Genomic DNA, 23,277 nt, shown 5'->3' with positions numbered 1-23,277 from the left:
TCTCGAACTACGATTGGCCAATAGGGTTGACGTCCCGAAGTTGAAGCTCGCCGTGTGTCGCCTTCGGATCAATCGCGTCACGATGGCCGCGTGCCGCTCCCTTCCGGTCTGCCCCTGTGAACGGAAATCGTCAGACTGCGCGGGCATGTCACCCGCGGGCCATAACCGGACCTGTTCACTCGATGACCTTGTCGGCACTGGCCGAGAGTGCAGGAGAGACGGAAAGGCCCAGCTGCCTGGCCGTCTTCAAGTTGATGGACAGATCGAATTTGGTCACTTGGTAGAATGGAATATCGCCAGCTTTTGCTCCGCGGAAAATTGCGTCGATGTTGTTGGCCGCGCGCTTATACAATTCGACTAGATCAAAGGAGTAGGCCATTAGGCCCCCGGCTTCGACGGATTCGGTGAACGCGAAAATCGCCGGAAGTCTCGCGTCGGTCAGCAACTTGGCGATCAAAGCGCTGTTTTGAAAAGTTTCAGGGGAGTCGACCACCATGACTGCATTTGCGCCTTCGCCGGAAAGGCTCTCTACCGCTGCCCGCCAGTCATTTTCTTGAGCACCAACATCCAGTAGCGACGCCGCGATAGGTAGGCCAGCCTCCTGGGCCGCTGCGGGGATAGGCGAACCCTCGACGAGCCCGCTGTATTGGATGTGAAGAGCGAGCAAGCCAAGTTTTGATATTGAAGGAAAGATTTCGCGCAGCAGTGCAATCCGCTTTCCATGAATTGATGGACCGGCGTCGATGCTGGCTCCCGTAAAATTTCCGCCCGGGCGAGCCAGACTTTCGGCAATCCCCAGTCGAACGGGGTCGGCAGTTATCGTTACGATTGGAATACGCGATGTCAGTTTTTTGAAGATGAGTGCGCCAGGACCACCGAGGAGAATGACGTCCGGGTTGCTGCTAACGATTTCCGTCGCCAAGGCCTCGAGGCCGGACGTGTTTTGCTCTCGTCCATAACTTTCGACTTTGAGGTTTTGTCCCTCGATCTGTCCCAACCGTCGCAGCTCGGCGAAGAGGGCTCGAGGATATTTTTTCCCGCTAAGCTCGTGCCAGTCCGCGCTCGGCTCTGACGGGACGAAAATAGCAAGACGTTTCTTCTTGGCGCTCTCCGCCGCCGCAGCCAGCCGCGGCAATGCTACCGCACCACAAACGGCACCGAGAAAAGCACGCCGCCGCATGTTCGCCCCCTAGCCAGAGTCTAKGTCAACGCATCTTAGCGTCTAAAAGGCCATACTGAAAATCAAAGGTGGCTCTGCGATGTCCGGGTTGGGTCAAAAGCGTCGGTTTGGCGCTCAGGGGCAAACTTCCGCTCTGCCGCCATCACCCGACATAGCTGCACCGCGTCAACGGAAGCGATGGGGCACGAGCGGAAGTGCCTAGCCGCTCCATATCGGCCGCCGTCGGTCATCCCTGAACGAACAGCTTACTTTTCTCTCGTCTCCGGCTATTCTTGGTGTCGTTCCGCGATGAGCGCGTTCGCGATGAAATGTGGTCTATCGGGCGGAGAAGACGGCGTTGCGCTATCTCTTCGAGGACTACGTATTGGACACGGACCAGCGCGAGCTGCGCTGCGGAGCCGAGCTGATTGCGACTGCGCCACAGACGTTTGACTTGCTCCTATACCTCATTTGCAACAGGGAACGGGTTGTCAGCAAGGACGATCTTCTCGGTGCGGTCTGGAGTGGTCGTATCGTCTCGGATGCCGCGCTCACGACGCGCATGAATGCAGCTCGCGGCGCAATTGGCGACACGGGCGAGAAACAGCGCCTGATAAAGACGATGCCCCGCAAGGGTTTCCGCTTTGTTGGCACAGTGCAGGAGGCGCAAAGGCCCATAACCGTCCCCTTTGGCCATGTGGCGCAGAACAATGATGCAGCGCAGAGGTCGCTTTCACCACCTCGTCTTTCCATCGTCGTGTTGCCCTTCGCGAACCTCAGCAGCGCCCCCGAGCAGGACTACTTTGTCGATGGTGTGACCGGGAGCCTCACCACGGATTTATCGCGCATCAGCGGCTCATTTGTCATCGGCCAACACACCGCGTTCACCTACAAAGGCAAATCGGTCGATGTCAGGCAGATTGGTCGTGAGTTGAATGTTCGCTACGCGCTCGAAGGCTCGGTGCAGCGTTGCGACGATCGTCTCCGGGTGAATGTTCAATTGATCGATGCGACGACGGGCAATCATTTGTGGGCCGACCGCTTCGACAAGCCCTTCGCCGATCTGCTCGATATGCAGGACGAAATCGTAGCCAGGATTGCGCGGACTCTAGACGTCCAACTCGTTGTCGCAGAGTCGCGGCGCGCGGCAAGAACGCTGAATCCCGATGCTGCCGATCTCTATTTCCAGGGCCGCTATTCCTGGAACAAAGGATTGACACCCGAATATTTGGCAGAAGCTCGCCTTTTTTTTGAACAAGCCTTGGCGATTGATCCCAACAATATCGACGCCTTGAGCTGGACGGCGACGGTCGAGGCCGCACTTGGAGTGTTGTTCCTAACCGACCATCCCCACGAACATCTGACAGCGGCAGAGACAAAAGTGCTGAGGGCGCTGTGCCTCGCTCCGGACCATGCCTGGGCTCATTTCACCTTAGCCGTCGTACTCATCTGTACGAATCGCGTGGCCCGAGGCATGGCTGAGTGCGAGCGAGCCTTGGCCCTGGACCGCAATTTGGCTGACGCTCACGAGATGCTGGGCGTCGCCAAAAATTATATGGGTTGCGCTGCGGATACGGAGTCCCACATCAATGAAGCGCTGCGGCTGTCCCCTCGCGATATCTCCGCCTTTCGATGGATGAATACGGCGGCCTTTGCCAAGCTGCTGATCGCTGCCGACGCTGAAGCAGCGGTCTGGTTTGCTCGAGGAATCGAAGCCAATCGAAACTATCCGCTCTTGCATTTCGGATACGCTGCAGCGCTCGCACTTCTTGGAAGGCTGGACGAGGCGCAAGTCGCGGCGAAAACGGGACTTTCGCTCGATCCAGCGTTTACCATCCGTCGCGTCAAAGGCGTTTCAGTGAGCGGCGAGGCGACGTTCGTCGCAGGAATCAAGCGCTTTGTTAAGGGAATGCACATTGCCGGAGTACCGGAGGGATGATGTCGGCGGCCAGTTGACTGCTGAGTTGGCAAGAGCGCCGATCGAACTCCGCTTAGGGTCAAAAGCAGTCTTCGAGGACAAACGCCTGGCAGGTCGGTTGACGGGCCAGTAGCCGACGCAAGCCGTCACCGACGTGGCGCCTGGATATCGAATTCAGAGGTTGCCAATCGGTCGGCGGCAGAGAAGGTGCGTCCTGATGGACGCCTGCTGCACACCCGCTGCCATGATATCATCATGCCCCTGTTTTGCCCGACGGGTCAAATCGATTTCGTAAAATCGAAAAAGCCCAATGCCGACAAGGGCCCGGCTACGGTGCATGGGGTTGTTTTCGCGAATTTTGTTTTCGGCCCCGATATCCGGGCCGGACCCCAATCTCGTCAGGTCCGGAGTGGCCCGAGCACTCGCCTCAGCTATCCACCTTCAGCGCGGCAATGAAGGCTTCCTGCGGGATGTCGACCTTGCCGAACTGCCGCATCTTCTTCTTGCCTTCCTTCTGCTTCTCCAGAAGTTTCCGCTTACGCGTGATGTCGCCGCCGTAGCACTTCGCGGTGACGTCCTTGCGCAGGGCGCGCACCGTCTCGCGCGCGATCACCTTGCCGCCGATCGCCGCCTGGATCGGGATCTGGAACATGTGCGGCGGGATCAGCTCCTTCATCTTCTCGACCATCGCGCGGCCGCGCCCCTCCGCGCGGGTGCGATGCACCAGCATCGACAGCGCGTCGACCGGCTCGTTGTTGACCAGGATCTGCATCTTGACGAGATCGGCCACCTTGTAGTCGGTCAGGTGATAGTCGAACGAGGCGTAGCCTTTCGAGACCGATTTCAGGCGGTCGTAGAAGTCGAACACGACTTCGTTGAGCGGCAGATCGTACTTCACCATGGCGCGGGAGCCGACATAGGTCAGCTCCTTCTGCGCGCCGCGGCGGTCCTGGCACAGCTTCAACACGCTGCCGAGATATTCGTCGGGAGTGAGGATGGTGGCCTCGATCCAGGGCTCCTCGATATCGGCGATCTTGACCACGTCGGGCATGTCGACGGGATTGTGGATCGAGATCTCCTGGCCGTCGGTCAGGTGCATCTTGTAGATCACGCTTGGCGCGGTCGCGATCAGGTTGAGGTCGAACTCGCGCGAAAGCCGCTCCTGGATAATCTCGAGGTGCAATAGCCCGAGGAAGCCGCAGCGGAAGCCGAAGCCCAGCGCAGCCGAGGTTTCCATCTCGTAGGAGAAGCTCGCGTCGTTGAGGCGCAGCTTGCCCATCGCCCCGCGCAGCGTTTCGAAGTCATTGGCGTCGGCCGGGAACAGGCCGCAGAACACCACCGGGATCGCCGGCTTGAAGCCCGGCAGCATTTCGGTGACCGGCTTCCGGTCGTCGGTGATGGTGTCGCCGACGCGGGTGTCGGCGACTTCCTTGATCGCCGCGGTGATGAAGCCTATCTCGCCGGGGCCGAGCTCGTCGACCTGCTCCATCTTCGGGGTGAAGAAGCCGACGCGCTCGACGTCATACGCCGCGCCTGTGCCCATCATGCGGATGCGCTGGTTCTTCTTCATGACGCCGTCGACCACGCGGATCAGCACGACCACGCCGAGATAGACGTCGTACCAGCTGTCGACCAAGAGGGCCTTCAAGGTCGCGTCGCGGTCGCCCTTCGGCGGCGGCAGGCGGGTGACGATGGCTTCCAGCACGTCGGGGACGCCGAGGCCGGTCTTGGCCGAGATCATCACGGCGTCGGAGGCATCGATGCCGATGACGTCCTCGATCTGCTGCTTGATCTTCTCGGGTTCGGCCGCGGGAAGGTCGACCTTGTTCAGGACCGGGACGATCTCGTGGTTGTTGTCGAGCGCCTGATAGACGTTGGCGAGCGTCTGCGCTTCGACGCCCTGGCTGGCGTCGACCACCAGCAGGGAACCCTCGCAGGCCGCCAGCGACCGCGAGACTTCGTAGGCGAAGTCGACATGGCCGGGCGTGTCCATCAGGTTGAAGATGTAATCCTTGCCGTCCTTGGCGTGGTAGGCGAGGCGCACCGTCTGCGCCTTGATGGTGATGCCGCGCTCGCGCTCGATGTCCATGGAATCGAGCACCTGCTCCTTGCCCGCCATTTCACGGTCAGTGAGGCCGCCGGTCATCTGGATCAGGCGGTCGGCCAGCGTCGACTTGCCATGGTCGATATGGGCGACGATGGAGAAGTTGCGGATGTTCGAAATGGGGACGGTCGTCATGGGCGCGGGATACCACTCACATCCCCGTGCGGCAACCATATTGCTGTATTTTCAGGGCCTTTCTTCACGCCAAGCTGATTCCACGAGGGCCCAAAACGCGCTACGCAACGGCCCATGTCCAGGCTCATGTCCACGACCTCGATCCCCTCCGCCCGAACACGCGTAAAAGCCCGGGTGAGCCTTAACCGCTTCCGGGCCTGGCTGGTTGCCTGCGCGATCCGGCCCGAAGCGCGGCTCTGGCTGGTGATCCAGCTCGCCATCCTGCATGCGGTGCTCTGGACCTTCATCCTGATCAATCTCAAGGCAGCGCAGGACGTTCACATGGACGTCGCAGAAGCCTATGGCTGGGGCCAGGAGTTCCTGTGGGGCTACGGCAAGCACCCGCCGCTGTCGGGCTGGGTCGCCGGCCTCTGGTTCAAGGTGTTCCCGGCGGCGGACTGGGCGACCTATGCGCTGGCGATGGCGACCGTCGGCGTCGGCATGGTGATCTGCTGGCTGCTGAGCTTGCGCGTCGTGGACGCGCGGCGCGCGTTCCTGGTCGTGGTGATGGTCGCGCTCTACCCGATCTTCAATTTCAAGGGTTTCAAGTACAACCCCGACCTGCTCCAGCTCGTCACGCTGCCGCTGCTCGTGCTCGCCTATCTCAACGCCTTCGAGAAGCGGACCTGGCAGTCCGGTATCTGGTTCGGGCTCGCCGGCGCGCTGGCGCTGATGACCAAATACTGGGTGCTGACCATGATCGGTGCCATCGGCCTTGCCGCGCTGATCCATCCCGACCGGCTGCGATTCCTGCTGTCGCCGGCGCCGTGGGTCGCGATCGTGACCATGGTGGTGGCGATGATCCCGCACATCGTCTGGCTTGCGGGCGTGCATTTCGTGCCGCTGACCTATGCCGGCGATACCTACAGCCTCGATGACAGCCGCCAGGTCCATCAGCTCGTGGCGGGCTACGCCCTGCATAATTTGGCGCTGCTGGCGTTGCCGGTGGCGCTGGCCGCTCTCGCAATGGCGCTGGTGCCGCATTGGTTCACGCTGCTGCTGCGCGCACCGTTACGCATCGTCACGCGCGCCTGGGGGCGTGGCGCCAATCCCGGCGTCAATGTTGCGCAGGCGTTGAACGTCTGGATCATCCAGATCATCGTCGCGGTCGGCCCGCCGCTCGGCGCGCTGGCCTTCAGCATCTACATGAAGACCGATTGGGGCATCTCGCTGTTCTTCCTGGTGCCCTTGGCGCTGGTCGCGATCCCGGCGCTGCGGGTGCAGAGTGCGGCCCTGTTCAACATCGCCGTGATCTGGCTCGTGCTCAGCGTCGCCACGCTCGCCGCCTCGCCCTGGATCGCCGCGCGCGAGATGGCGGCCAATGCCAGCAATACGGCGACCTACGGCGCGCGCTCGGAGTTGGCGCATGAATTGACGCAGGCCTGGCACACGCGTTTCGGCTCGCGCTGGGCGGTCGTCGCCGGCACCATGGAGTCGATCCAGCCGATGGTGTTCTACAGCCCCGATCATCCGGCCGCGTTGATGCCGCTCGAAGCCTGGGATTCCGGGCTGACGTCGCGCGAGGATGCCAAGAAGTATGGTTTCATCGGCGTGTTCGATCCAACCGATGGCCGCCTGCCGGCGTTCGAGAAATGGGTCTCGGAGATCGCGCCGAACGCCGAGCGCATCGTGATGACGACGCGCCGCTTCACCCACGGCAAGGCCGGCCCGTCGATGAGCTGGAATATCTACATCGCGCCGCCGGCGAAGTGACCGAGCTGTCGTAGGGTGGGCAAAGCGACTTGTCCGCCATAGCTCGAAGAGCGACGGCGGAAGCGTGCCCACCACTTCTATGGCGATTGTCGCGAGATGGTGGGCACGGCGCTACGCGCCTTTGCCCACCCTACGGCACCGAGCGCGTGGCTCAGATCCCTTCCTCGTTGAACTTGCTCTCAACGAGCTCGGTAATCGCCGCAAGCGCAGCCTGGGCATCGTCACCGGCGGCGGCGACCGTGATCGTCGTGCCCGGTCCTGCGGCCAGCATCATCAGGCCCATGATCGAGGTGCCGCCGACGGTCTCGCCGCCGCGCGTCACCCACACCTGCGCGTTGAAGCGCTCCACCGCCTGGACGAATTTCGCCGAGGCGCGGGCGTGCAGGCCGCGCTTGTTGATGATCAGGAGGTCTTTGGAAATGGCTCCCGCCGGCACGCCTGTCCCGGCCTGGTTTCCGAGCGGCGCGTCGTCGCTCATTTGCCGGCGAGCACGCGGCTGGCAATGGTGACGTATTTGCGACCCGCTTCCTGGGCCATCGCGATCGCGTCGGGCAGCGGACGCTCCTCGCGCACCTTGGCAAGCTTCACCAGCATGGGAAGGTTGATGCCCGCGAGCACCTCGACCTTCGGCCGGCTCATGCAGGATATTGCAAGGTTCGACGGCGTGCCGCCGAACATGTCGGTGAGAATCGCGACGCCGTCGCCGGAATCGACGCGGTTGACCGCCTCGATGATGTCGCTTCGGCAGAGATCGGAATCATCTTCGGCACCGATCGTGATCGCTTCGATTTGCTTTTGTGGGCCCATGACATGCTCAAGCGCTGCCTTGAATTCGTCGGCAAGGCGCCCGTGGGTCACAAGTACTAGACCAATCATCGGAAAACTCCTCGCGGGCGCTTTTGGTGCACCGCACGAACGCGCCACTTTGACCATCCAGAGCCCCCGCGCAAGAGGGGATGTTGCGTATCTCCCTGAAACTAGACGGATGGATGAGGGGAGCTGCGCCGGTCTATTCGGTCGCGATAGTGGGGTTCATATGGTTACCATTTCCCTTCAAACAATCGCCTGAAGGGTTAACGGAAGATGAACTCTTGGTAGTGGTCAAGGCCGCAACAACCAAAGGGAGGGGCGAATAGTCGCGCCCGACGGGGATTCGCGGTATTTCGACACCGAAAATGCTAGTTTTCAGCGATTCCGCCGCAGGCAGCCGTTCTGCGTCGGCGGCGTCCAGATCGACCACGAGGCCGACGGTCGCATGCTCCACGAAGTCGCAGCGGCGGATTCCCAGTCCCCGAATCTCGATCAGGCCGGCCAGCAGCGGCGCGGGGCGGACTTCAATTTCATCGCCGACTGTCGCCAGATGGACACGGTCATCGCCGACCAGAACGGCCCTTTCGACCACGCCGGCGCGTCCCGCCATGATCAAATCGAAGGCAAGGCGCGACTTGCCGGAGCCTGAGGGCCCGCGGATCAGCACCGCCAGAGTCCCGACCTTGACTGCGGAGGCGTGAACGCTGGGGCCACCGCCGCTCATAGCGCCGGCAGCCTCACCACGAAACGCGCGCCGACAACCGTAGGCGCTCCGTCCTCGTCCGCCGGGCCCGGGCGGTTCTCGGCCCAGATGCGTCCGCCATGGGCATCGACGATCTGCTTGGAGATCGACAGGCCGAGGCCGGAGTTCTGGCCAAAGCCCTGGTGCGGACGGTCGGTGTAGAAGCGCTCGAAGATGCGCTCCAGCGCGTCGTCGCGGATGCCGGGACCGTCGTCGTCGACCACGATCTCGATCTCGGAGCGGACACGGCGGCAGGTGAGGCGCACCTTGCTGCCGGGCTCGGAGAACGACTGCGCGTTGGAGAGCAGGTTGGAGACCACCTGCCCGAGCCGTGAATCGTGGCCCGTCACGGAGAACGCGTCGGTCGCGCCGCGGCCTTCGAAGCGCGTTTCGACCGCGACGTCATGGCCGAGCTTGGTTTCATTGGCGACGGATACGAGCGTCGTCAGCAGGCGGCGCAGGTCGACTCGGACCGCATCCTGGCGCTGCAATTCGGCGTCGAGGCGGCTGGCGTCGGAGATGTCGGAGATGAGGCGGTCGAGCCGCTTGACGTCATGCTCGATCACCTCGAGCAGGCGCGCGCGGCTGGTCTCGTTGCGCGCCAGCGGCAGCGTCTCGACCGCGGAGCGAAGCGAGGTCAGCGGGTTCTTCAGTTCATGCGCGACATCGGCGGCGAACATCTCGATCGCCTCGATGCGGCTGTAGAGCGCGCTGGTCATGTCGCGCAGCGCGCCGGACAGGTGACCGATTTCGTCGCGGCGCCGGGTGAAGTCGGGAATCTCGATGCGCGCCTTGATGCGGCGGCGGACGCGCTCGGCGCTGTCGGCGAGCCGGCGCACCGGGCCTGCGATCGTGCTGGCGAGCAGCAGCGACAGCATGATCATGACCGCGGCAGCGACGCCGCCGACCTTCAGGATCGCCAGGCGCTCGGCGGTGACCATCTGGTCGATGTCGTCGCCCTGCGTCGACAGCATCAGGGCGCCGTGGATGGCGCGCGAGCGCAGCACGGGGACTGCGACCGAAACGATCACCTCGCCGCGCGAATTGACCCGCACCATCGAACGCTTCTGGCCCTGGAGCGCGTCGCTCACTTCCGAATAGCCATTGCCGTTCTCGCGCCCGAGCTCGCGATACAGCGGCAGGTCACCGCGGTTGATCCAGAGGCGCACCGAGGTCAGGCCGCGCTCGATCACGCCGGGCTTCTGCGATGGCGGCGGCAACGGGAAGATCAGCACGTTCTCGAGGTCGCGGCTGTCGAGCAGCACCGTCCCGTTGGGGTCGAATATCCGCGCCCGCGTCTTGGTCGGCGAGATCAGCGTGCGCAGCACGGGGGCCACGCGCTCCGGGCTGATCGGGAAGTTCAGCGCCGAATAATCGTCGGATTCGCCGTAGCTGTCGCCGAGCTTCAGATCGAGCAGGCGGTCAGGATCGACCGTGATCGCGTTGGTCTGCACGGTCGCCGACGCTCCGATGGCACCGGCGATGATCTCGGCCTGCACCAGCAGACTCTGCGCACGCGCGTCGATCAGGCCGGCGCGGAACTGCGAGAGATAGAGAATGCTCGCGACCAGCGCGACGAGGCCGGCGAGGTTGAGCGAGACGATGCGGCGGGTCAGGCTCGAGAAGGAGAGCGCGAAGAAATACTGACCGGCACGCGTCAGCCAGGAGAACGGCCGCCAACCTTGCGCGGCCGGCTTGTCGTCGGCGACGTGCTCCGGTACGCCGTCGGATGCGATATCCCCGGCATTCTGGTTCTCGTCAGGCTGCGTTCGGTCAAGCAATGCTTACGCCCGCGTTAGGACATCTCGTGCGAAGGGTCCCCGCATCCTAGAGCCATCCCGGTCCCGATGGAACGAGAACCGGCGATGCTCTCAGTCTTTCGTGAAGGCGCGTGAGCCTCAGGCTTCCTTGAAGCGGTAGCCGACGCCGTAGAGCGTCTCGATCATCTCGAACTCGTTGTCGGTCACCTTGAACTTCTTGCGCAGCCGCTTGATGTGGCTGTCGATGGTGCGGTCGTCGACATAGACCTGGTCGTCATAGGCGGCGTCCATCAGCGCGTTGCGGCTCTTCACCACGCCGGGCCGGGTTGCCAGCGCCTGGAGGATCAGGAATTCGGTGACGGTCAGCGTCACCGGCTCGTTCTTCCAGGTGCAGGTGTGCCGTTCGGGGTCCATGCGCAGCAGGCCGCGGTCGAGCGCCTTGGCATYGTTCTCCTTCGGCGCGACGGTCGGGTCCTTCGGCGCMGAGCGGCGCAGCACRGCCTTGACGCGCTCGACCAGCAGGCGCTGCGAGAASGGTTTGCGGATGAAGTCGTCGGCGCCCATCTTGAGGCCGAACAGTTCGTCGATCTCTTCGTCCTTGGAGGTCAGGAAGATCACCGGCAGGTCGGATTTCTGCCGCAGCCGGCGCAGCGTTTCCATGCCGTCCATGCGCGGCATCTTGATGTCGAGGATGGCAAGATCGGGCTGGGTGGTGCGGAAGCCGTCGAGCGCGGAGGCGCCGTCGGTGTAAGTCATGATGCGATAGCCTTCGGCCTCCAGCGCGATCGAGACGGATGTGAGAATGTTGCGGTCGTCGTCGACCAAAGCGATTGTGGGCATGAGCCTCTGCTTTCTGCTTTCCGTTTGGGTCGTGGCTTGAAACGGCGAGCAATTCACTGATGCGCCGCATACACGGGTGCCGAATTCGGCGGTCGAACCTTGTCACCGAGCAATGCAAGCTGGGCTGAAGTGTGACCAAGTTCCACGAAGCGCAGCAGATTCGCCGCGTTTCGACCCTTAACCTGACCCCCGTTTACCCGAAAAAAGACCTCCCTTGCAACCACCTGACCCGAGAAAGCCGATGCACCCGACCCTTGATTTCGACCCCGGAAAGCTCGCCAAATCGCTGCTCAGGCGCTCGCGCCAGGGCGCGCTGGCAACGCTGATGGCCGGCAGCGGCGATCCCTATTGCTCCCTCGTCAATCTGGCGAGCCACCCCGACGGCTCGCCGATCCTGCTGATCTCGGGCCTGGCCGTGCACACCAGGAACATCCTGGCGGATCACCGGGTCTCCCTGATGCTGGACGAGCGCGCGGCCGGCGATCCGCTGGAGGGCGCCCGAATCATGCTGTCCGGTCGGGCGGAACAGGCCGATGCCGACAAGGATCTACTCCAGCGGCGGTATCTCAATGCCCATCCATCGGCCGAAGCCTTTGTTTCGTTTAAGGATTTCTCCTTCTTCAGAATTCGGCCCACGGGAACCCATCTGGTCGCCGRCTTCGGCCGCATCGTCGATCTCAAGCCCAAGCAGTTCCTGACGGACCTAACAGGTGCCGAGGATCTGCTGGCGGCAGAGGAGGGGGCGGTCGCGCACATGAATGCCGACCACCGCGACGCCATGGGCCTCTATGCAACAAAACTCCTCGGCGCGGCGGAGGGCGACTGGCGCTGCACCGGCTGCGACCCCGAAGGCCTCGACATGCAGGATGGCCAGACTGCGCTAAGGCTGGACTTCCCGGAGCGGGTGACTGACGGCACGGCGCTGCGCAAGATGCTGGTCCGCCTCGCTGGCGAAGCGCGCGCGAAGGTGGACTAGCGCGCAACAAATTGAACGCCGCCCCCCATCGCTGCGACCCAAGACCGTAATGGTTCGAAGTCGGCAGCGAGAGGGTTCATGACACGCCGTCGTTTGACGCTGGTTGCGGGTTTGGCGCTCGCGATCACCGCATCGCTTGCCACGCCCAGCTTTGCCCAGAAGGGTCTCGCCGCGGAGAGCGCGCGGATCAACGCACTCCGAAGTGCAGGTAAATATTCGGAGGCGCTGCCGCTGGCGCAGGCCATGGTGGCGTCTCTCGAGAAGACCACCAACAATCGTGATCTCGCGGGCGCGCTCAACAACCTCGCGCAGATCTACGCCGACCAGGGTCACGACGACCAGGCCGAGCCGCTCTACAAGCGCGCCATTGCACTGATGGAGAAGGGGACCGGTCTCGACAGTGTCGAGATCGCACCGGTGCTGAACAACCTCGCCGCGCTCTATCAGAGGCAGAGCCGCCTTGCAGAGGCCGAGCCGCTGTTCAAGCGTGCGCTCGCCGTGCGCGAGAAGGCGCTGTCGCGCGAGCATCCCGACGTCGGTCAGTCCCTCAACAATCTCGCCACATACTATGTCAAGCAGCAGCGTCAGGCCGAAGCCGAGCCGTTGTTTCAGCGCGCGCTCGCGATCTACCAGAAGGCCGGTGGCCCCGAGCATCCGGCGGTCGCGACGCTCCTGAACAATCTCGGCCAGCTCGATCGCGACCTCAACCGCGATGCGGATGCCGAGGCGCCGATCCGGCGCTCGCTCGCGATCCGCGAAAAGGTGCTGGGACCGGACCATCCCGACGTCGCGCGCTCGCTGAACAATCTCGCCGGTCTCTACGAGCACCAGCAGCGCTATGCCGATGCGAAGCCGCTCTATCGCCGTGCGCTGTCGATCCGCGAACGTGCGCTCGGTCCCGATCATCCGGACGTTACGACCTCGACCAGCAATCTCGCCTATTTCCTCTACGTCTCCGGGCGGAATGCCGATGCGCTGCCGCTCGCGGAAAAGACGCTTGCGACCAATCGCGCGCAACTGCGCGTCGTGCTGCCGGTTCTGTTCGCCGCGCGGCAGCAATATCTGCTGCCTGACGACAGGGCGCTGGACGAGGCGCTCGCCGCGATCCAGCGCGGCACGCAATCCTCCGCCGCGTCCGCCGTGAACAAGCTGGCCGTGCGCCTTGCTGCCGGCAGCGACCGGCTGGCCGAGCTCGTGCGCCGGGACCAGGATCTTGCGGCCGAGTCCGAGGCGCTCGACAAGGCGATCATCGCCGCGGTGTCGAAGCAACCGGCCCAGCGCGACGTCGCGGCCGAGCAGCGCAGCCGGGTGCGGATCGCGACGATAGCGAACGAGCGCACGGGCTTGCAGAAGACGCTCGCGGTCGAGTTTCCCGATTATGCGTCGCTCTCCAACCCCCTGCCGCTGGCGGTCAAGGATATCCAGCCCTTGCTGTCGCCCGACGAGGCGATGGTGCTCTACTCCGTCGTCGACAAGCAGAGCTATGTCGTCGCGATCACGCGCGAAGGCGTCGACTGGAAGGAGATTCCGCTCGGCGCGGACGCGCTGACGCAGAAGGTGACTGCCTTCCGCAAGGGGCTCGATGTCGGCAAGGCGCGTGATGCCTCCGGCAAATCAGGGTTGTTCGACCTCGGGCTCGCCAACGAGCTTTATGTCGCGCTTCTCGGCCCGGTCGAAGGGCTGACGAAGGACAAGCGCAACCTGCTGGTGGTGCCGTCGGCCGCGCTGACGGCGTTGCCGTTTCATCTGCTCGTCACGGAAACGCCGCAAGCTGCGATCCCGGACACGCTCGAAGGCTATCGCAGCGCCGCCTGGCTGTTGCGGCGTCAGGCGGTGTCGGTGCTGCCCTCGGTGGTCAGCCTGAAATCGCTGCGTGCCGTCGCGCGCCGGGAGCAGGGCGTGAAGCCGATGACCGGCTTTGGCGATCCCGTGTTCAATCCCGCGCTGGAAGGGCCGGCCGATCGTCGCGCGGCAAGCGGCAAGGTCGCTGCACGCAACATTGCAACAATTGCCTATAGCGATTTTTGGCGCGGTGCCGGCGTCGATCGCGCGCGGCTTGCGCAGGCGCTGCCGCAACTGCCGGATACCGCGGACGAGTTGAACGCGGTAGCAAAGGATGTCGGCGCGGCCGAGGCCGACATCCATCTCGGCCGCGATGCCAGCGAAACGACGCTGAAGCGTGCAGCGCTTGCTCAATACAGCATCATCTACTTTGCCACCCACGGTCTCGTGGCCGGCGATATCAAGGGATTGGGCGAGCCCTCGCTTGCACTCTCCATTCCCGATCGGCCGACGGAGCTGGATGACGGCTTGCTCACGGCAAGTGAAGTCGCTCAGCTCAAGCTTAACGCGGATTGGGTTGTGCTGTCGGCCTGCAACACCATCGCCGGCGACAAGCCCGGCGCCGAGGCCCTGTCGGGGCTGGCGCGCTCGTTCTTCTACGCGGGTGCACGTGCGCTGCTGGTCTCGCATTGGGCCGTGGATTCGGAAGCTGCCACCCGCTTGACCACGTCGACTTTCGAACTGCTCAAGAACGAACCAAAAATCGGCCGTGCCGAAGCCTTGCGCCGCGCGATGTTAACGTACGTCGATGACACCTCGTCACCGCGCAACGCCTATCCCGCGATGTGGGGGCCGTTCGCGCTCATCGGCGAAGGCGAGGTACGATAGGACGGTCCTGCGATTGTGCGTCGCAATAACCACAGGAAACGCGGAATTGCGCATTTGGTTGCGCGATCATTCGTATTTTTTTGATACGCTCGCTCAGAGCTGACATGCGCGGCATTTGGCGCGGTCCTTGAATAAACCAAATCCTGCGAGATCGGCTTGGCAACGCCAGCGTTCACCATTATTACGTCGTTCAACCGAGGCCGGACGGCCTATAATTCACGGTGACTGCGATGGCGCCAAAGCTTGATCGCGCTGAGTGTCGCGGGTTCTAGGAGGATTTTTCGTGCAAGAGACGGGCGTGCGCAACGGTGCCTTCGGTGCCGACAAATTCGGCTTAAAGAATCTCAAACGGGTTCACTGGAACCTCGGCGCGCCGCAACTCTATCAATACTCACTTTCTGCGGGCGAGGCGGTGCTGTCGGCAGACGGTTCGCTTTGCGCCGACACCGGTGAGTTCACCGGCCGCAGCCCGAAGGACAAGTTCACGGTGCGTGACGCCACCACCGACAAGAAGATGTGGTGGGCCGGCAACCAGTCGATCACCGCCGAGCAGTTCGAGACGCTCTACCAGGACTTCCTCAAGCACGCTGAAGGCAAGAGCCTGTTCGCGCAGGACCTCTATGGCGGCGCCGATCCGGCCTACCGGATCAAGACCCGCGTGTTCACCGAGCTCGCCTGGCACTCGCTGTTCATCCGTACGCTGTTGATCCGCCCCGAGGCGGTCGAGCTGCCGAGCTTCACGCCGGAGCTCACCATCATCGACATGCCAAGCTTCCGCGCCGATCCGAAACGCCACGGCTGCAAGTCGGAGAATGTCGTCGCGATCGATTTCGCCCGCAAGATCGTCCTGATCGGCGGGTCTTATTATGCCGGCGAGATGAAGAAGTCGGTCTTCACCACGCTGAACTACTACCTGCCCGAGCGCGGCGTGATGCCGATGCACTGCTCGGCCAATGTCGGCGCCAATGGCGACACCGCGATCTTCTTCGGGCTATCAGGCACCGGCAAGACCACGCTRTCGGCCGATCCGAACCGCACGCTGATCGGCGACGACGAGCACGGCTGGGGCCCGAACGGCGTGTTCAACTTCGAAGGCGGCTGCTATGCCAAGTGCATCAAGCTGTCGCAGGAGGCCGAGCCTCAGATCTACGCCGCCTCGACCCGCTTCGGCGCGGTGCTCGAAAACTGCGTGCTCGACGAAGACACCCGCGTTGTCGATTTCGACGACGGCTCCAAGACCGAGAACACGCGCTCGGCCTATCCGCTCGACTTCATCCCGAACGCTTCGCGCACCGGCCGCGCGCCGCAGCCGAAGAACGTGGTGATGCTGGCCGCCGACGCCTTCGGCGTGCTGCCGCCGATCGCAAAGCTTTCGCCGGCGCAGGCGATGTATCACTTCCTCTCCGGCTACACCGCCAAGGTTGCCGGTACCGAGCGCGGTCTCGGCAACGAGCCGCAGCCGGAATTCTCCACCTGCTTCGGTTCGCCCTTCCTGCCGCTCGACCCCAGCGTCTATGGCAACATGCTGCGCGACCTCATCGCCCAGCACAATGTCGATTGCTGGCTGGTCAACACCGGCTGGACCGGCGGCAAGTATGGCACAGGCTCGCGCATGCCGATCAAGGTGACGCGCGCGCTGCTCACCGCCGCGCTCGACGGCTCGCTTCGCAACGTCGAATTCCGCACCGACAAATATTTCGGCTTCGCGGTCCCGACCGCGCTGCCGGGCGTGCCGGCCGAGATCCTCAATCCGGTCAACACCTGGAAGGACAAGGACGAGTTCGACAAGACCGCCCGCGCGCTGGTCGGCATGTTCCAGAAGAACTTTGCCAAGTTCGAAGCCCAGGTCGACGCCGAAGTGCGCGCAGCCGCGCCGGACGTGAAGCTCGCGGCGGAGTAATCGCTCGCTCTGTCTTCAAGGCAAAAGGGCGGCCGCGAGGCCGCCCTTTTTGTTTCTTCCTCCTCCCCTTGTGGGAGAAGGTGGCGCGAAGCGCCGGATGAGGGGTTGTATCCGCGCGTTCAACTGCAAGAGAAGCGCTCGCGGAGAGATACCCCWCACCCGTCTCGTCGCTTCGCGACGAGCCACCCTCTCCCACAAGGGGAGAGGGGAAGAGCACCTACGCCTTGAAATACGCAATCTGCGTCGTGGTCGCGAGCAGCCTGCCGTTCGGCGACCACAGCTCGGCGTTCTGATCGGCGTAGCTCTTGTGCATGATCTTCGAATCGGCCGTCGCGAGCACGCGCGTGATGTCCTCGGCGGCGAGCTCTTCGCTGTCGGTGTGAAAATACGTCGTCAGCGACACCGTGCCGAACGGCACCAGCTCGCGCCGGGCGTGGAAGATGCGGCCGAAGAAGGCGTCCGACATCGACATCAGCGACAGCATGTCGAGCTTGCGCGGCGTGCGGTCGCCGATCCAGAGCTTGGAATAGGTGCCAGCGAGCTCGGCCTGCGGCGGGCCGATCCGCATCTCGCCCTCGACGAAGCGGAATTCATACTGGTTGGCCCAGGACGCCGAGATCTTGGGGAAGGGCAGCGTTGCCTCGAACGCCGTGGCGTCCGGATATTGCGCCACCCTGTGCTCCCAGGACGGCCGGCGCTCGGCGAACACCGCGGTGGCGAGCGTCGCGACCTCGCCGCCGCCCTGCGACAGTTCGACGCTCCAGTGCTGGCTGGAGCGATTGGCCTTCACCAGCCGCACGTCCAAGTCAAACGGGCCCTTGGCGATCGGCGCGCAGTAATTGACGGTCAGCGCCAGCGGATCGCCGGCGCGCTGCGGATGGTCGATCAGCGCGCGCAGGATGGTCGCGGCCGTGGCGCCGCCGAACGGGCCGACAAAGGCCCAGTAATCGTCGCTGGTGTGCCCCTGCCAGCTGGAGTCGCCGGCGGTGATGCGGGTGGCGTCGTCGAACGGGTGCGGGAGCTTGGCGTGCATGGGATTAGACCTCTACTGAGCTTCCGTCCCAACGACGAAACTCCATAGTCTCATCACCAGGGCCATATTGCTGCGAACTCAACACATCGTCTGCCGGATCATCTGTGACCCAGGCATCCGCGACGGAGCCTCCTATGCGCTTCAGCGCAATGATACTCTTGCCGCTGATCAGATCGGCGACGAAGTCGCCGATGGCAGCTTCCTCGTCCTTGCCTGAAAGACTGGCAAGGATGCTGCCGTGCGTGTGCCAGGAGAATCCATCGAACCCCAGGGTCCAGTCCCCGTCGGGACATATGACCAGCAATCGAAGCTGCCCATCCGGGCTCGTATACTCGCCGACAGGCACGATCGACTCCGGCCAGAAAAAGCTCAAGCCGTAATATGATGCCTATCCTGCCAAATCAATAACCTCGCAGGTAACGCCGATTTCACGTTGCGGAAAATCAGCCCGCGACGTCGCGCAGATCCGGCAGCAACGGCGTGGTCGGATTGACCGGCACGTTCCAGATCTCCTCGGCATATTCGCGGATGGTGCGGTCCGAGGAGAACCAGGCCATGCGCGCGACATTGAGGATGGAGGCGCGCGTCCAGGCCGGCGCCACCTGCCAGCGTGCGTCGACGCTGCGCTGCGCTTCGTAATAGGAATCGAAATCGGCGCTGACCATGTAATGGTCGAGATAGCGCAGCGCGTGCGCGATGGATTCGAAGCGGCCGGGATCGCCGGGCGAGAACTCGCCGGTGCCGATCGCGTTGATGGCGCGCTGGAGCTTTGGCGAATTGCGGATCACGTCGGAGGCATCCAGCCCCTGCTTGCGGCGGATCATCACGTCGCCGGCCTCCATGCCGAAGATCGCGATGTTCTCCGCGCCGACATGGTCGCGGATCTCGATGTTGGCGCCGTCGAGCGTGCCGATGGTGAGAGCGCCGTTCAGTGACAGCTTCATGTTGCCGGTGCCGGAGGCCTCCATGCCGGCGGTCGAGATCTGCTCGGACAAATCGGCCGCGGGAATGATCACCTCCGCAAGGCTGACATTGTAGTCGGGCAGGAAGACGACCTTGAGCTTGCCGCCGATCGCGGGATCGTTGTTGACGACGTCCGCGACGTCGTTGACCAGCTTGATGATCAATTTTGCGTAGCGGTAGCTCGCCGCCGCCTTGCCGGCGAAGATCTTCACCCGCGGCACCCAGTTGCCGTTGGGATCGTCCTTCATCGCCTGGTACAGCGCCACCGTCTCGATGATGTTGAGGAGCTGGCGCTTGTATTCGTGAATGCGCTTGATCTGCACGTCGAACAGCGCGGTCGGATCGACCTTGATGCCGAGCCGCTCGCCGATCAGGCGCGCCAGCGCGGTCTTGTTGTGAAGCTTGACGATGCGGAACTTCTTCTGGAATTCGACGTCGCTGGCGCGGGCTTCGATCAGGCTGAGCTGGGTTGGATCGTCGAGCACGGCTTCGCCGCAGGTCTCGCGCAGCAGGTCGGTCAGCTTCGGATTCGCCAGCATCAGCCAGCGGCGGAAGGTGATGCCGTTGGTCTTGTTGGTGATGCGGCCGGGATAGAGATGGTTGAGATCGTGGAACACGGTCTCGCGCATCAGGTCCGAATGCATCGCCGAGACGCCGTTGATGCGGTGCGAGCCGACGAAGGCGAGCTGGCCCATGCGCACGCGGCGTCCGCTCCTCTCGTCGATCAGCGAAACCGAGGCACGGAAATCGATGTCGCCGGGCGCGCGCGCTTCGGCCAGCGCGAGATGCTGCACGTTGATGCGGTAGATGATCTCGAGATGGCGCGGCAACAGCTGCTCGAACAGTTCGACCGGCCAGGTCTCCAACGCCTCGGGCAAGAGCGTGTGGTTGGTGTAGGACAGCGTCGCGACCGTGATCTTCCAGGCCTCGTCCCAGCGGAAATTGTGCAGGTCGACCAGGATGCGCATCAGCTCGGTGACGGCGAGGCTCGGATGCGTGTCGTTGAGCTGGACCGCGACCTTCATCGCGAGGCTGCGAAGCTGGCCGTCGGAGGTCAGGTGGCGATTGACCAGGTCCTGCAGCGAGGCGGAGACGAAGAAATACTCCTGGCGCAGCCGCAGCTCGCGGCCCGCCGGGCTCTCGTCGTTCGGATAGAGGAACTTGCAGATCGCTTCCGCGCGCGACTGCTCGGCGCTGGCGCTGACATAGTCGCCCTTGTTGAAGGCGTCGAGCTTCAACGGATCGGGCGAGCGTGCCGACCACAGGCGGAGCGCGTTGACGTGCTGGCCGCGCCAGCCGACGATCGGCGTGTCATAGGCGATCGCCTGCACGGTCTCGGCCGGATGCCAGATCGCGCGGTCGCGGCCCTTGTCGTCGACATGCTCGACGCCACCGCCGAAATGGACGTGATAGATCACCTCGGGCCGCTGCAATTCCCAGGGATTGCCGAAGCTCAGCCATTCGTCCGGATATTCCTGCTGCCAGCCCTGATTGATGATCTGGCGGAACAGACCGTAATCGTAGCGGATGCCGTAGCCGATCGCGGGGATCGAGAGCGTAGCCATGCTCTCCATGAAGCAGGCGGCGAGCCGCCCCAGGCCGCCATTGCCGAGCGCGGCATCCGGCTCGCATTTGCGGAGCTCAGGCAGCGACACGCCGAGATCGCCGAGCGCGACCTCGAAGATCTTGAGCAGCCCCATGTTGTTCAGCGCGTCGGTGAAGAGGCGGCCGATCAGGAATTCGAGCGAGAGATAATAGACGCGCTTGCGTCCCGCATCGTAGCTGTGCTTCTCGGCCGTGAGCCAGCGATGCACGATGCGGTCGCGCAGCGCGAGYGCTGCGGCCTGGTACCAGTCGTGCTTGGTGGCCATGCCCGCATCCTTGCCGATGGCAAGGCGCAGCTTCGCCAGGATCGCGCCCTTGACGTCAGCCAGCGCGAGCTCGTCGATGGGCTGGCTGGAGGCCGGCAAACTTGGCTGGAACGATTGATCTTGCAAGGCCGTCACTTCCTGGTCGCGAGAACACCACTAACTCTACGCGTCTTGCCCCTGCACCGGAACCATCGCTGGCGCGGCCGTGCACTGCGCTGGCGTAAATTTATGCAAGGAACGGGCCGATTTGGGAACCCGGAAGCGTACGGAGAGATGCGGATTCGGTGCTAGATTGAGGGCCGATTCAGCCATCAGTGTGGAGGAAACGTCCATGAGACTGCTGATCGAAATCGCCGCCGCGGCCTTCCTCGTCGTCTGCATCACCGCGTCCAGCGCCGCCTTCGCCGCCGGCAAGACCGGCCGCAGTGCCGATGGCCTGAGCTGCGGCTTCAGCGTTCCGGAAAATGCGTCTCCCGCGGTGCGCTGCGCCGCCATCAAGCGCCAATGCGGCGGCAAGTTCTACGCGAATGCGTGCGGGGACAGGCTGGTGTCGGCGGCGAATTGAGGAGCGGGTCGCCGGATTCGCAGCGCGCTATCTGACCACGCCCGACGTGAAGCCCGCCTTGCGGCGCGGCGGCTTGATTTCCTTTTTCAGGAAGCAGCGCGCTTCACGCCCGGTGTAGCCGGGACGGGAATAGGTGAAGGCGCGGCACTTGTTGTCCGCGATGCAGGCGGCCTTGCAGGCCTCTTCGCCTTCGCCGTCCTTGATCTCGAAATTGCGCAAGTCGCCGCCGGGGCGGTCGATCGACGTTTCAACGCCTTCGATCCGCGGCTCGATCACGCCGGCGCCACGCACACCGGAGATGCAGCAGCTGCCCGGGACACGCGGCGGCACCGTGTTCTTGAGCCAGCACACTGCCGAGCCGCCTTCGACGTCGGGATAGTTGAAGCTCCAGGAGCGGCAGCGGCGGTCACGCTCACACTGCAGCGCGCAATCCTCGGGGTCACCTGACGTCACCGGCGAGCTGAAATAGTCGCCGCCGGGCCGGTCGAACGCCGTCTGGGCGCGCGCAGGCGCGCTCGCAAACACGAGCGCAAGCAACGTGGCGCAGGCCACGACGCTTGCCATGACGGCCCCACGCAGGCGGCCCTTCCCCATTGGAACAGCTTTCGAGTTATTGACGGCGCTCAGGTTTTTTCAGCCGGTCATTTGATCGCCGCAAACCTGTATGGGCGATGAACGGCTCAGGTCCTGGTCGTCGGCCTCTGGCCTAGAACGCGTATTCCGCGTAGGCCGGTTCCACGGAGCCGTTCCAGGCGCCGTTGAACTTCTCCAGCATCTCCTCGGCCGGGGTCCGGCCGGAATCGATAATGCGATCGAGCGGCTCCAGGTGCCGGGTTTCGTCGCGGCCGAGCTGGTCGATCTGGCCGCGTCGGCGCAGGCCGGCATGGGCCAGAACGAGGCATTCCTTGGCGATCTCGAACAGATAGCGGTCCTTGATCCGCGCCTTGAAGCCGAACCGCGGCACGTCGTCGCGCAGAGCCTGGCGCTCATGTGCGGTCCAGTGCTTCACGAGGTCCCACGCGGCATCGAGCGACACATCGTCGTAGAGCAGCCCGGCCCAGAACGCCGACAGCGCCGGCAGGCGGCCCCACGGGCCACCATCGGAGCCGCGCATCTCGAGATAGCGCTTGAGGCGCACCTCCGGGAAGATCGTCGAAAGATGGTTGGCCCAGTCCGACAGCGTCGGACGTTCGCCGGGCAGATTGTTGTTGCGGCCGTCGAAAAAGGCGCGGAACGAGGAGCCCGAGACGTCGATGTAATCCTCGTCGCGCTTGACGAAATACATGGGCACGTCGAGCGCGTAGTCGACATAGCGCTCGAAACCCATGCCGTCCTCGAATGCCCACGGCATCATGCCCGAACGCGCATTGTCGGTGTCGCGCCAGATCTCGGAGCGGAACGACAGGAAGCCGTTCGGCTTGCCCTCGGTGAACGGCGAATTGGCAAACAGCGCGGTCGCGACCGGCTGCAGCGCGAGCGAGACGCGCAGCTTCTTGACCATGTCGGCTTCGGAGGAGAAGTCGAGATTGGTCTGCACCGTGCAGGTCCGGTACATCATGTCGAGGCCGTATTGGCCGACCTTCGGCATGTAGTTGGTCATGATCTTGTAGCGGCCCTTGGGCATCACCGGGATGTCGGCGCGCGACCAGGACGGCGTCATGCCGAGCCCGAGGAAGCCGATGCCGAGCGGGGTCGCGATCTCGCGCACCTGCGCCAGATGCGCCATCAGCTCGCTCTGGGTCTGGTGCACGTTCTCGACCGGCGCGCCGGAGAGCTCGAACTGTCCGCCGGGCTCGAGCGAGATCGCGCCGCCGCCGGTGACGTCGTAGAGGCCGATGATGTTGCCCTTCTCCATGATCGGCTCCCAGCCGAGCAGGAGCTTCATGCCTTCGAGCAGCGCGCCGATGCCCCGCGCGCCCTCGTAAGGCACCGGACGGTGGCCTTCGAGCGTGAACGGTGTCTTCTCGTGCTCGGTGCCCATGCGGAATTCGGACGGGTCCTTGCAGCCGGCCTCGAACCACGCGACGAGCTCGTCGCGCGACTGCAGCGGCGTCATATCGATCTGGTCTCGCGCCATAT

Annotated in this window: 18 protein-coding genes; 6 read left to right on the top strand and 12 right to left on the bottom strand. The window is 63.6% G+C overall.

Features of this window, described 5'->3' with window-relative positions; translation table 11 throughout:
* Positions 1 to 175: 175 nt before the first annotated feature.
* Complete coding sequence (locus tag AC1DW2_RS03985) at positions 176 to 1,180, bottom strand: ABC transporter substrate-binding protein (protein ID WP_477005284.1); 1,005 nt, start codon at positions 1,178 to 1,180, stop codon at positions 176 to 178.
* Positions 1,181 to 1,517: 337 nt separating this feature from the next.
* On the opposite strand from AC1DW2_RS03985, the gene AC1DW2_RS03980 reads away from it, so the two are divergent.
* Positions 1,518 to 3,098, top strand: a complete 1,581-nt coding sequence (locus AC1DW2_RS03980) for a winged helix-turn-helix domain-containing protein (RefSeq protein WP_477005283.1) — start codon at positions 1,518 to 1,520, stop codon at positions 3,096 to 3,098.
* Positions 3,099 to 3,504: 406 nt separating this feature from the next.
* On the opposite strand, the gene lepA is transcribed toward AC1DW2_RS03980, so the two are convergent.
* Positions 3,505 to 5,316: a translation elongation factor 4 gene (lepA, locus tag AC1DW2_RS03975; protein WP_071916919.1), complete on the bottom strand. Its 1,812-nt coding sequence runs from the start codon at positions 5,314 to 5,316 to the stop codon at positions 3,505 to 3,507.
* 126 nt (positions 5,317 to 5,442) lie between these two features.
* Here lepA and AC1DW2_RS03970 point away from each other — a divergent pair, with 126 nt between their 5' ends.
* Entirely contained in the window at positions 5,443 to 7,068 is a 1,626-nt protein-coding gene (locus tag AC1DW2_RS03970; protein ID WP_441499259.1) for a glycosyltransferase family 39 protein, read from the top strand.
* Between the two features lie 151 nt (positions 7,069 to 7,219).
* Here the strand turns inward: AC1DW2_RS03970 and AC1DW2_RS03965 are convergent, their stop codons facing one another.
* From AC1DW2_RS03965 to AC1DW2_RS03945, 5 genes are all read right to left on the bottom strand, one after another.
* Positions 7,220 to 7,546, bottom strand: coding sequence for an HPr family phosphocarrier protein (locus tag AC1DW2_RS03965; RefSeq protein ID WP_063980739.1), 327 nt, complete (start codon positions 7,544 to 7,546; stop codon positions 7,220 to 7,222).
* Entirely contained in the window at positions 7,543 to 7,944 is a 402-nt protein-coding gene (locus AC1DW2_RS03960) for a PTS sugar transporter subunit IIA (RefSeq protein WP_007597752.1), read from the bottom strand. The genes AC1DW2_RS03965 and AC1DW2_RS03960 overlap by 4 nt, the downstream gene beginning before the upstream one ends.
* A gap of 133 nt (positions 7,945 to 8,077) precedes the next feature.
* Complete coding sequence (locus AC1DW2_RS03955) at positions 8,078 to 8,602, bottom strand: HPr kinase/phosphorylase (protein WP_071916918.1); 525 nt, start codon at positions 8,600 to 8,602, stop codon at positions 8,078 to 8,080.
* The gene (locus tag AC1DW2_RS03950) at positions 8,599 to 10,401 is read right to left on the bottom strand and encodes a stimulus-sensing domain-containing protein (RefSeq protein ID WP_166076171.1); all 1,803 of its coding nucleotides are present in this window, start codon (positions 10,399 to 10,401) and stop codon (positions 8,599 to 8,601) included. The genes AC1DW2_RS03955 and AC1DW2_RS03950 overlap by 4 nt, the downstream gene beginning before the upstream one ends.
* 117 nt (positions 10,402 to 10,518) lie before the next feature.
* On the bottom strand, positions 10,519 to 11,220 hold the full coding sequence (locus tag AC1DW2_RS03945) for a response regulator transcription factor (protein WP_477005282.1): 702 nt from the start codon (positions 11,218 to 11,220) through the stop codon (positions 10,519 to 10,521).
* A gap of 241 nt (positions 11,221 to 11,461) precedes the next feature.
* On the opposite strand from AC1DW2_RS03945, the gene AC1DW2_RS03940 reads away from it, so the two are divergent.
* The 3 genes from AC1DW2_RS03940 (at position 11,462) to AC1DW2_RS03930 (ending at position 16,766) form a co-directional block, all read left to right on the top strand.
* The gene (locus AC1DW2_RS03940; protein ID WP_477005281.1) at positions 11,462 to 12,196 is read left to right on the top strand and encodes a HugZ family pyridoxamine 5'-phosphate oxidase; all 735 of its coding nucleotides are present in this window, start codon (positions 11,462 to 11,464) and stop codon (positions 12,194 to 12,196) included.
* Positions 12,197 to 12,274: 78 nt separating this feature from the next.
* Positions 12,275 to 14,866, top strand: a complete 2,592-nt coding sequence (locus tag AC1DW2_RS03935) for a CHAT domain-containing tetratricopeptide repeat protein (protein ID WP_477005280.1) — start codon at positions 12,275 to 12,277, stop codon at positions 14,864 to 14,866.
* A 283-nt stretch (positions 14,867 to 15,149) separates the two neighbouring features.
* A complete protein-coding gene (locus AC1DW2_RS03930; RefSeq protein ID WP_166345764.1) occupies positions 15,150 to 16,766 on the top strand; it encodes a phosphoenolpyruvate carboxykinase in 1,617 nt (538 codons plus the stop codon).
* 217 nt (positions 16,767 to 16,983) lie between these two features.
* Here AC1DW2_RS03930 and AC1DW2_RS03925 read toward each other — a convergent pair whose 3' ends face one another.
* The 3 genes from AC1DW2_RS03925 to AC1DW2_RS03915 all read right to left on the bottom strand — a co-directional run bounded on the left by AC1DW2_RS03925 (position 16,984) and on the right by AC1DW2_RS03915 (position 20,759).
* Positions 16,984 to 17,799, bottom strand: coding sequence for an acyl-CoA thioesterase (locus tag AC1DW2_RS03925; RefSeq protein ID WP_028151653.1), 816 nt, complete (start codon positions 17,797 to 17,799; stop codon positions 16,984 to 16,986).
* 4 nt (positions 17,800 to 17,803) lie between these two features.
* Positions 17,804 to 18,172 (bottom strand): hypothetical protein, encoded by a 369-nt coding sequence (locus AC1DW2_RS03920; RefSeq protein WP_245328526.1) that lies wholly within the window; start codon positions 18,170 to 18,172, stop codon positions 17,804 to 17,806.
* A gap of 70 nt (positions 18,173 to 18,242) precedes the next feature.
* A complete protein-coding gene (locus AC1DW2_RS03915; RefSeq protein ID WP_477005279.1) occupies positions 18,243 to 20,759 on the bottom strand; it encodes a glycogen/starch/alpha-glucan phosphorylase in 2,517 nt (838 codons plus the stop codon).
* Between the two features lie 205 nt (positions 20,760 to 20,964).
* On the opposite strand from AC1DW2_RS03915, the gene AC1DW2_RS03910 reads away from it, so the two are divergent.
* Positions 20,965 to 21,198 (top strand): hypothetical protein, encoded by a 234-nt coding sequence (locus tag AC1DW2_RS03910; RefSeq protein WP_354113370.1) that lies wholly within the window; start codon positions 20,965 to 20,967, stop codon positions 21,196 to 21,198.
* 27 nt (positions 21,199 to 21,225) lie between these two features.
* On the opposite strand, the gene AC1DW2_RS03905 is transcribed toward AC1DW2_RS03910, so the two are convergent.
* Both AC1DW2_RS03905 and AC1DW2_RS03900 read right to left on the bottom strand, forming a co-directional pair.
* Positions 21,226 to 21,792: a PAN domain-containing protein gene (locus tag AC1DW2_RS03905; protein WP_071916912.1), complete on the bottom strand. Its 567-nt coding sequence runs from the start codon at positions 21,790 to 21,792 to the stop codon at positions 21,226 to 21,228.
* Between the two features lie 112 nt (positions 21,793 to 21,904).
* Positions 21,905 to 23,275, bottom strand: a complete 1,371-nt coding sequence (locus AC1DW2_RS03900) for a glutamate--cysteine ligase (RefSeq protein ID WP_028159989.1) — start codon at positions 23,273 to 23,275, stop codon at positions 21,905 to 21,907.
* Positions 23,276 to 23,277: the final 2 nt, after the last annotated feature.

It is taken from the genome of Bradyrhizobium sp. P3_C3, from assembly GCF_056402655.1.
This window is presented reverse-complemented; position numbering and strand designations above follow the sequence as displayed.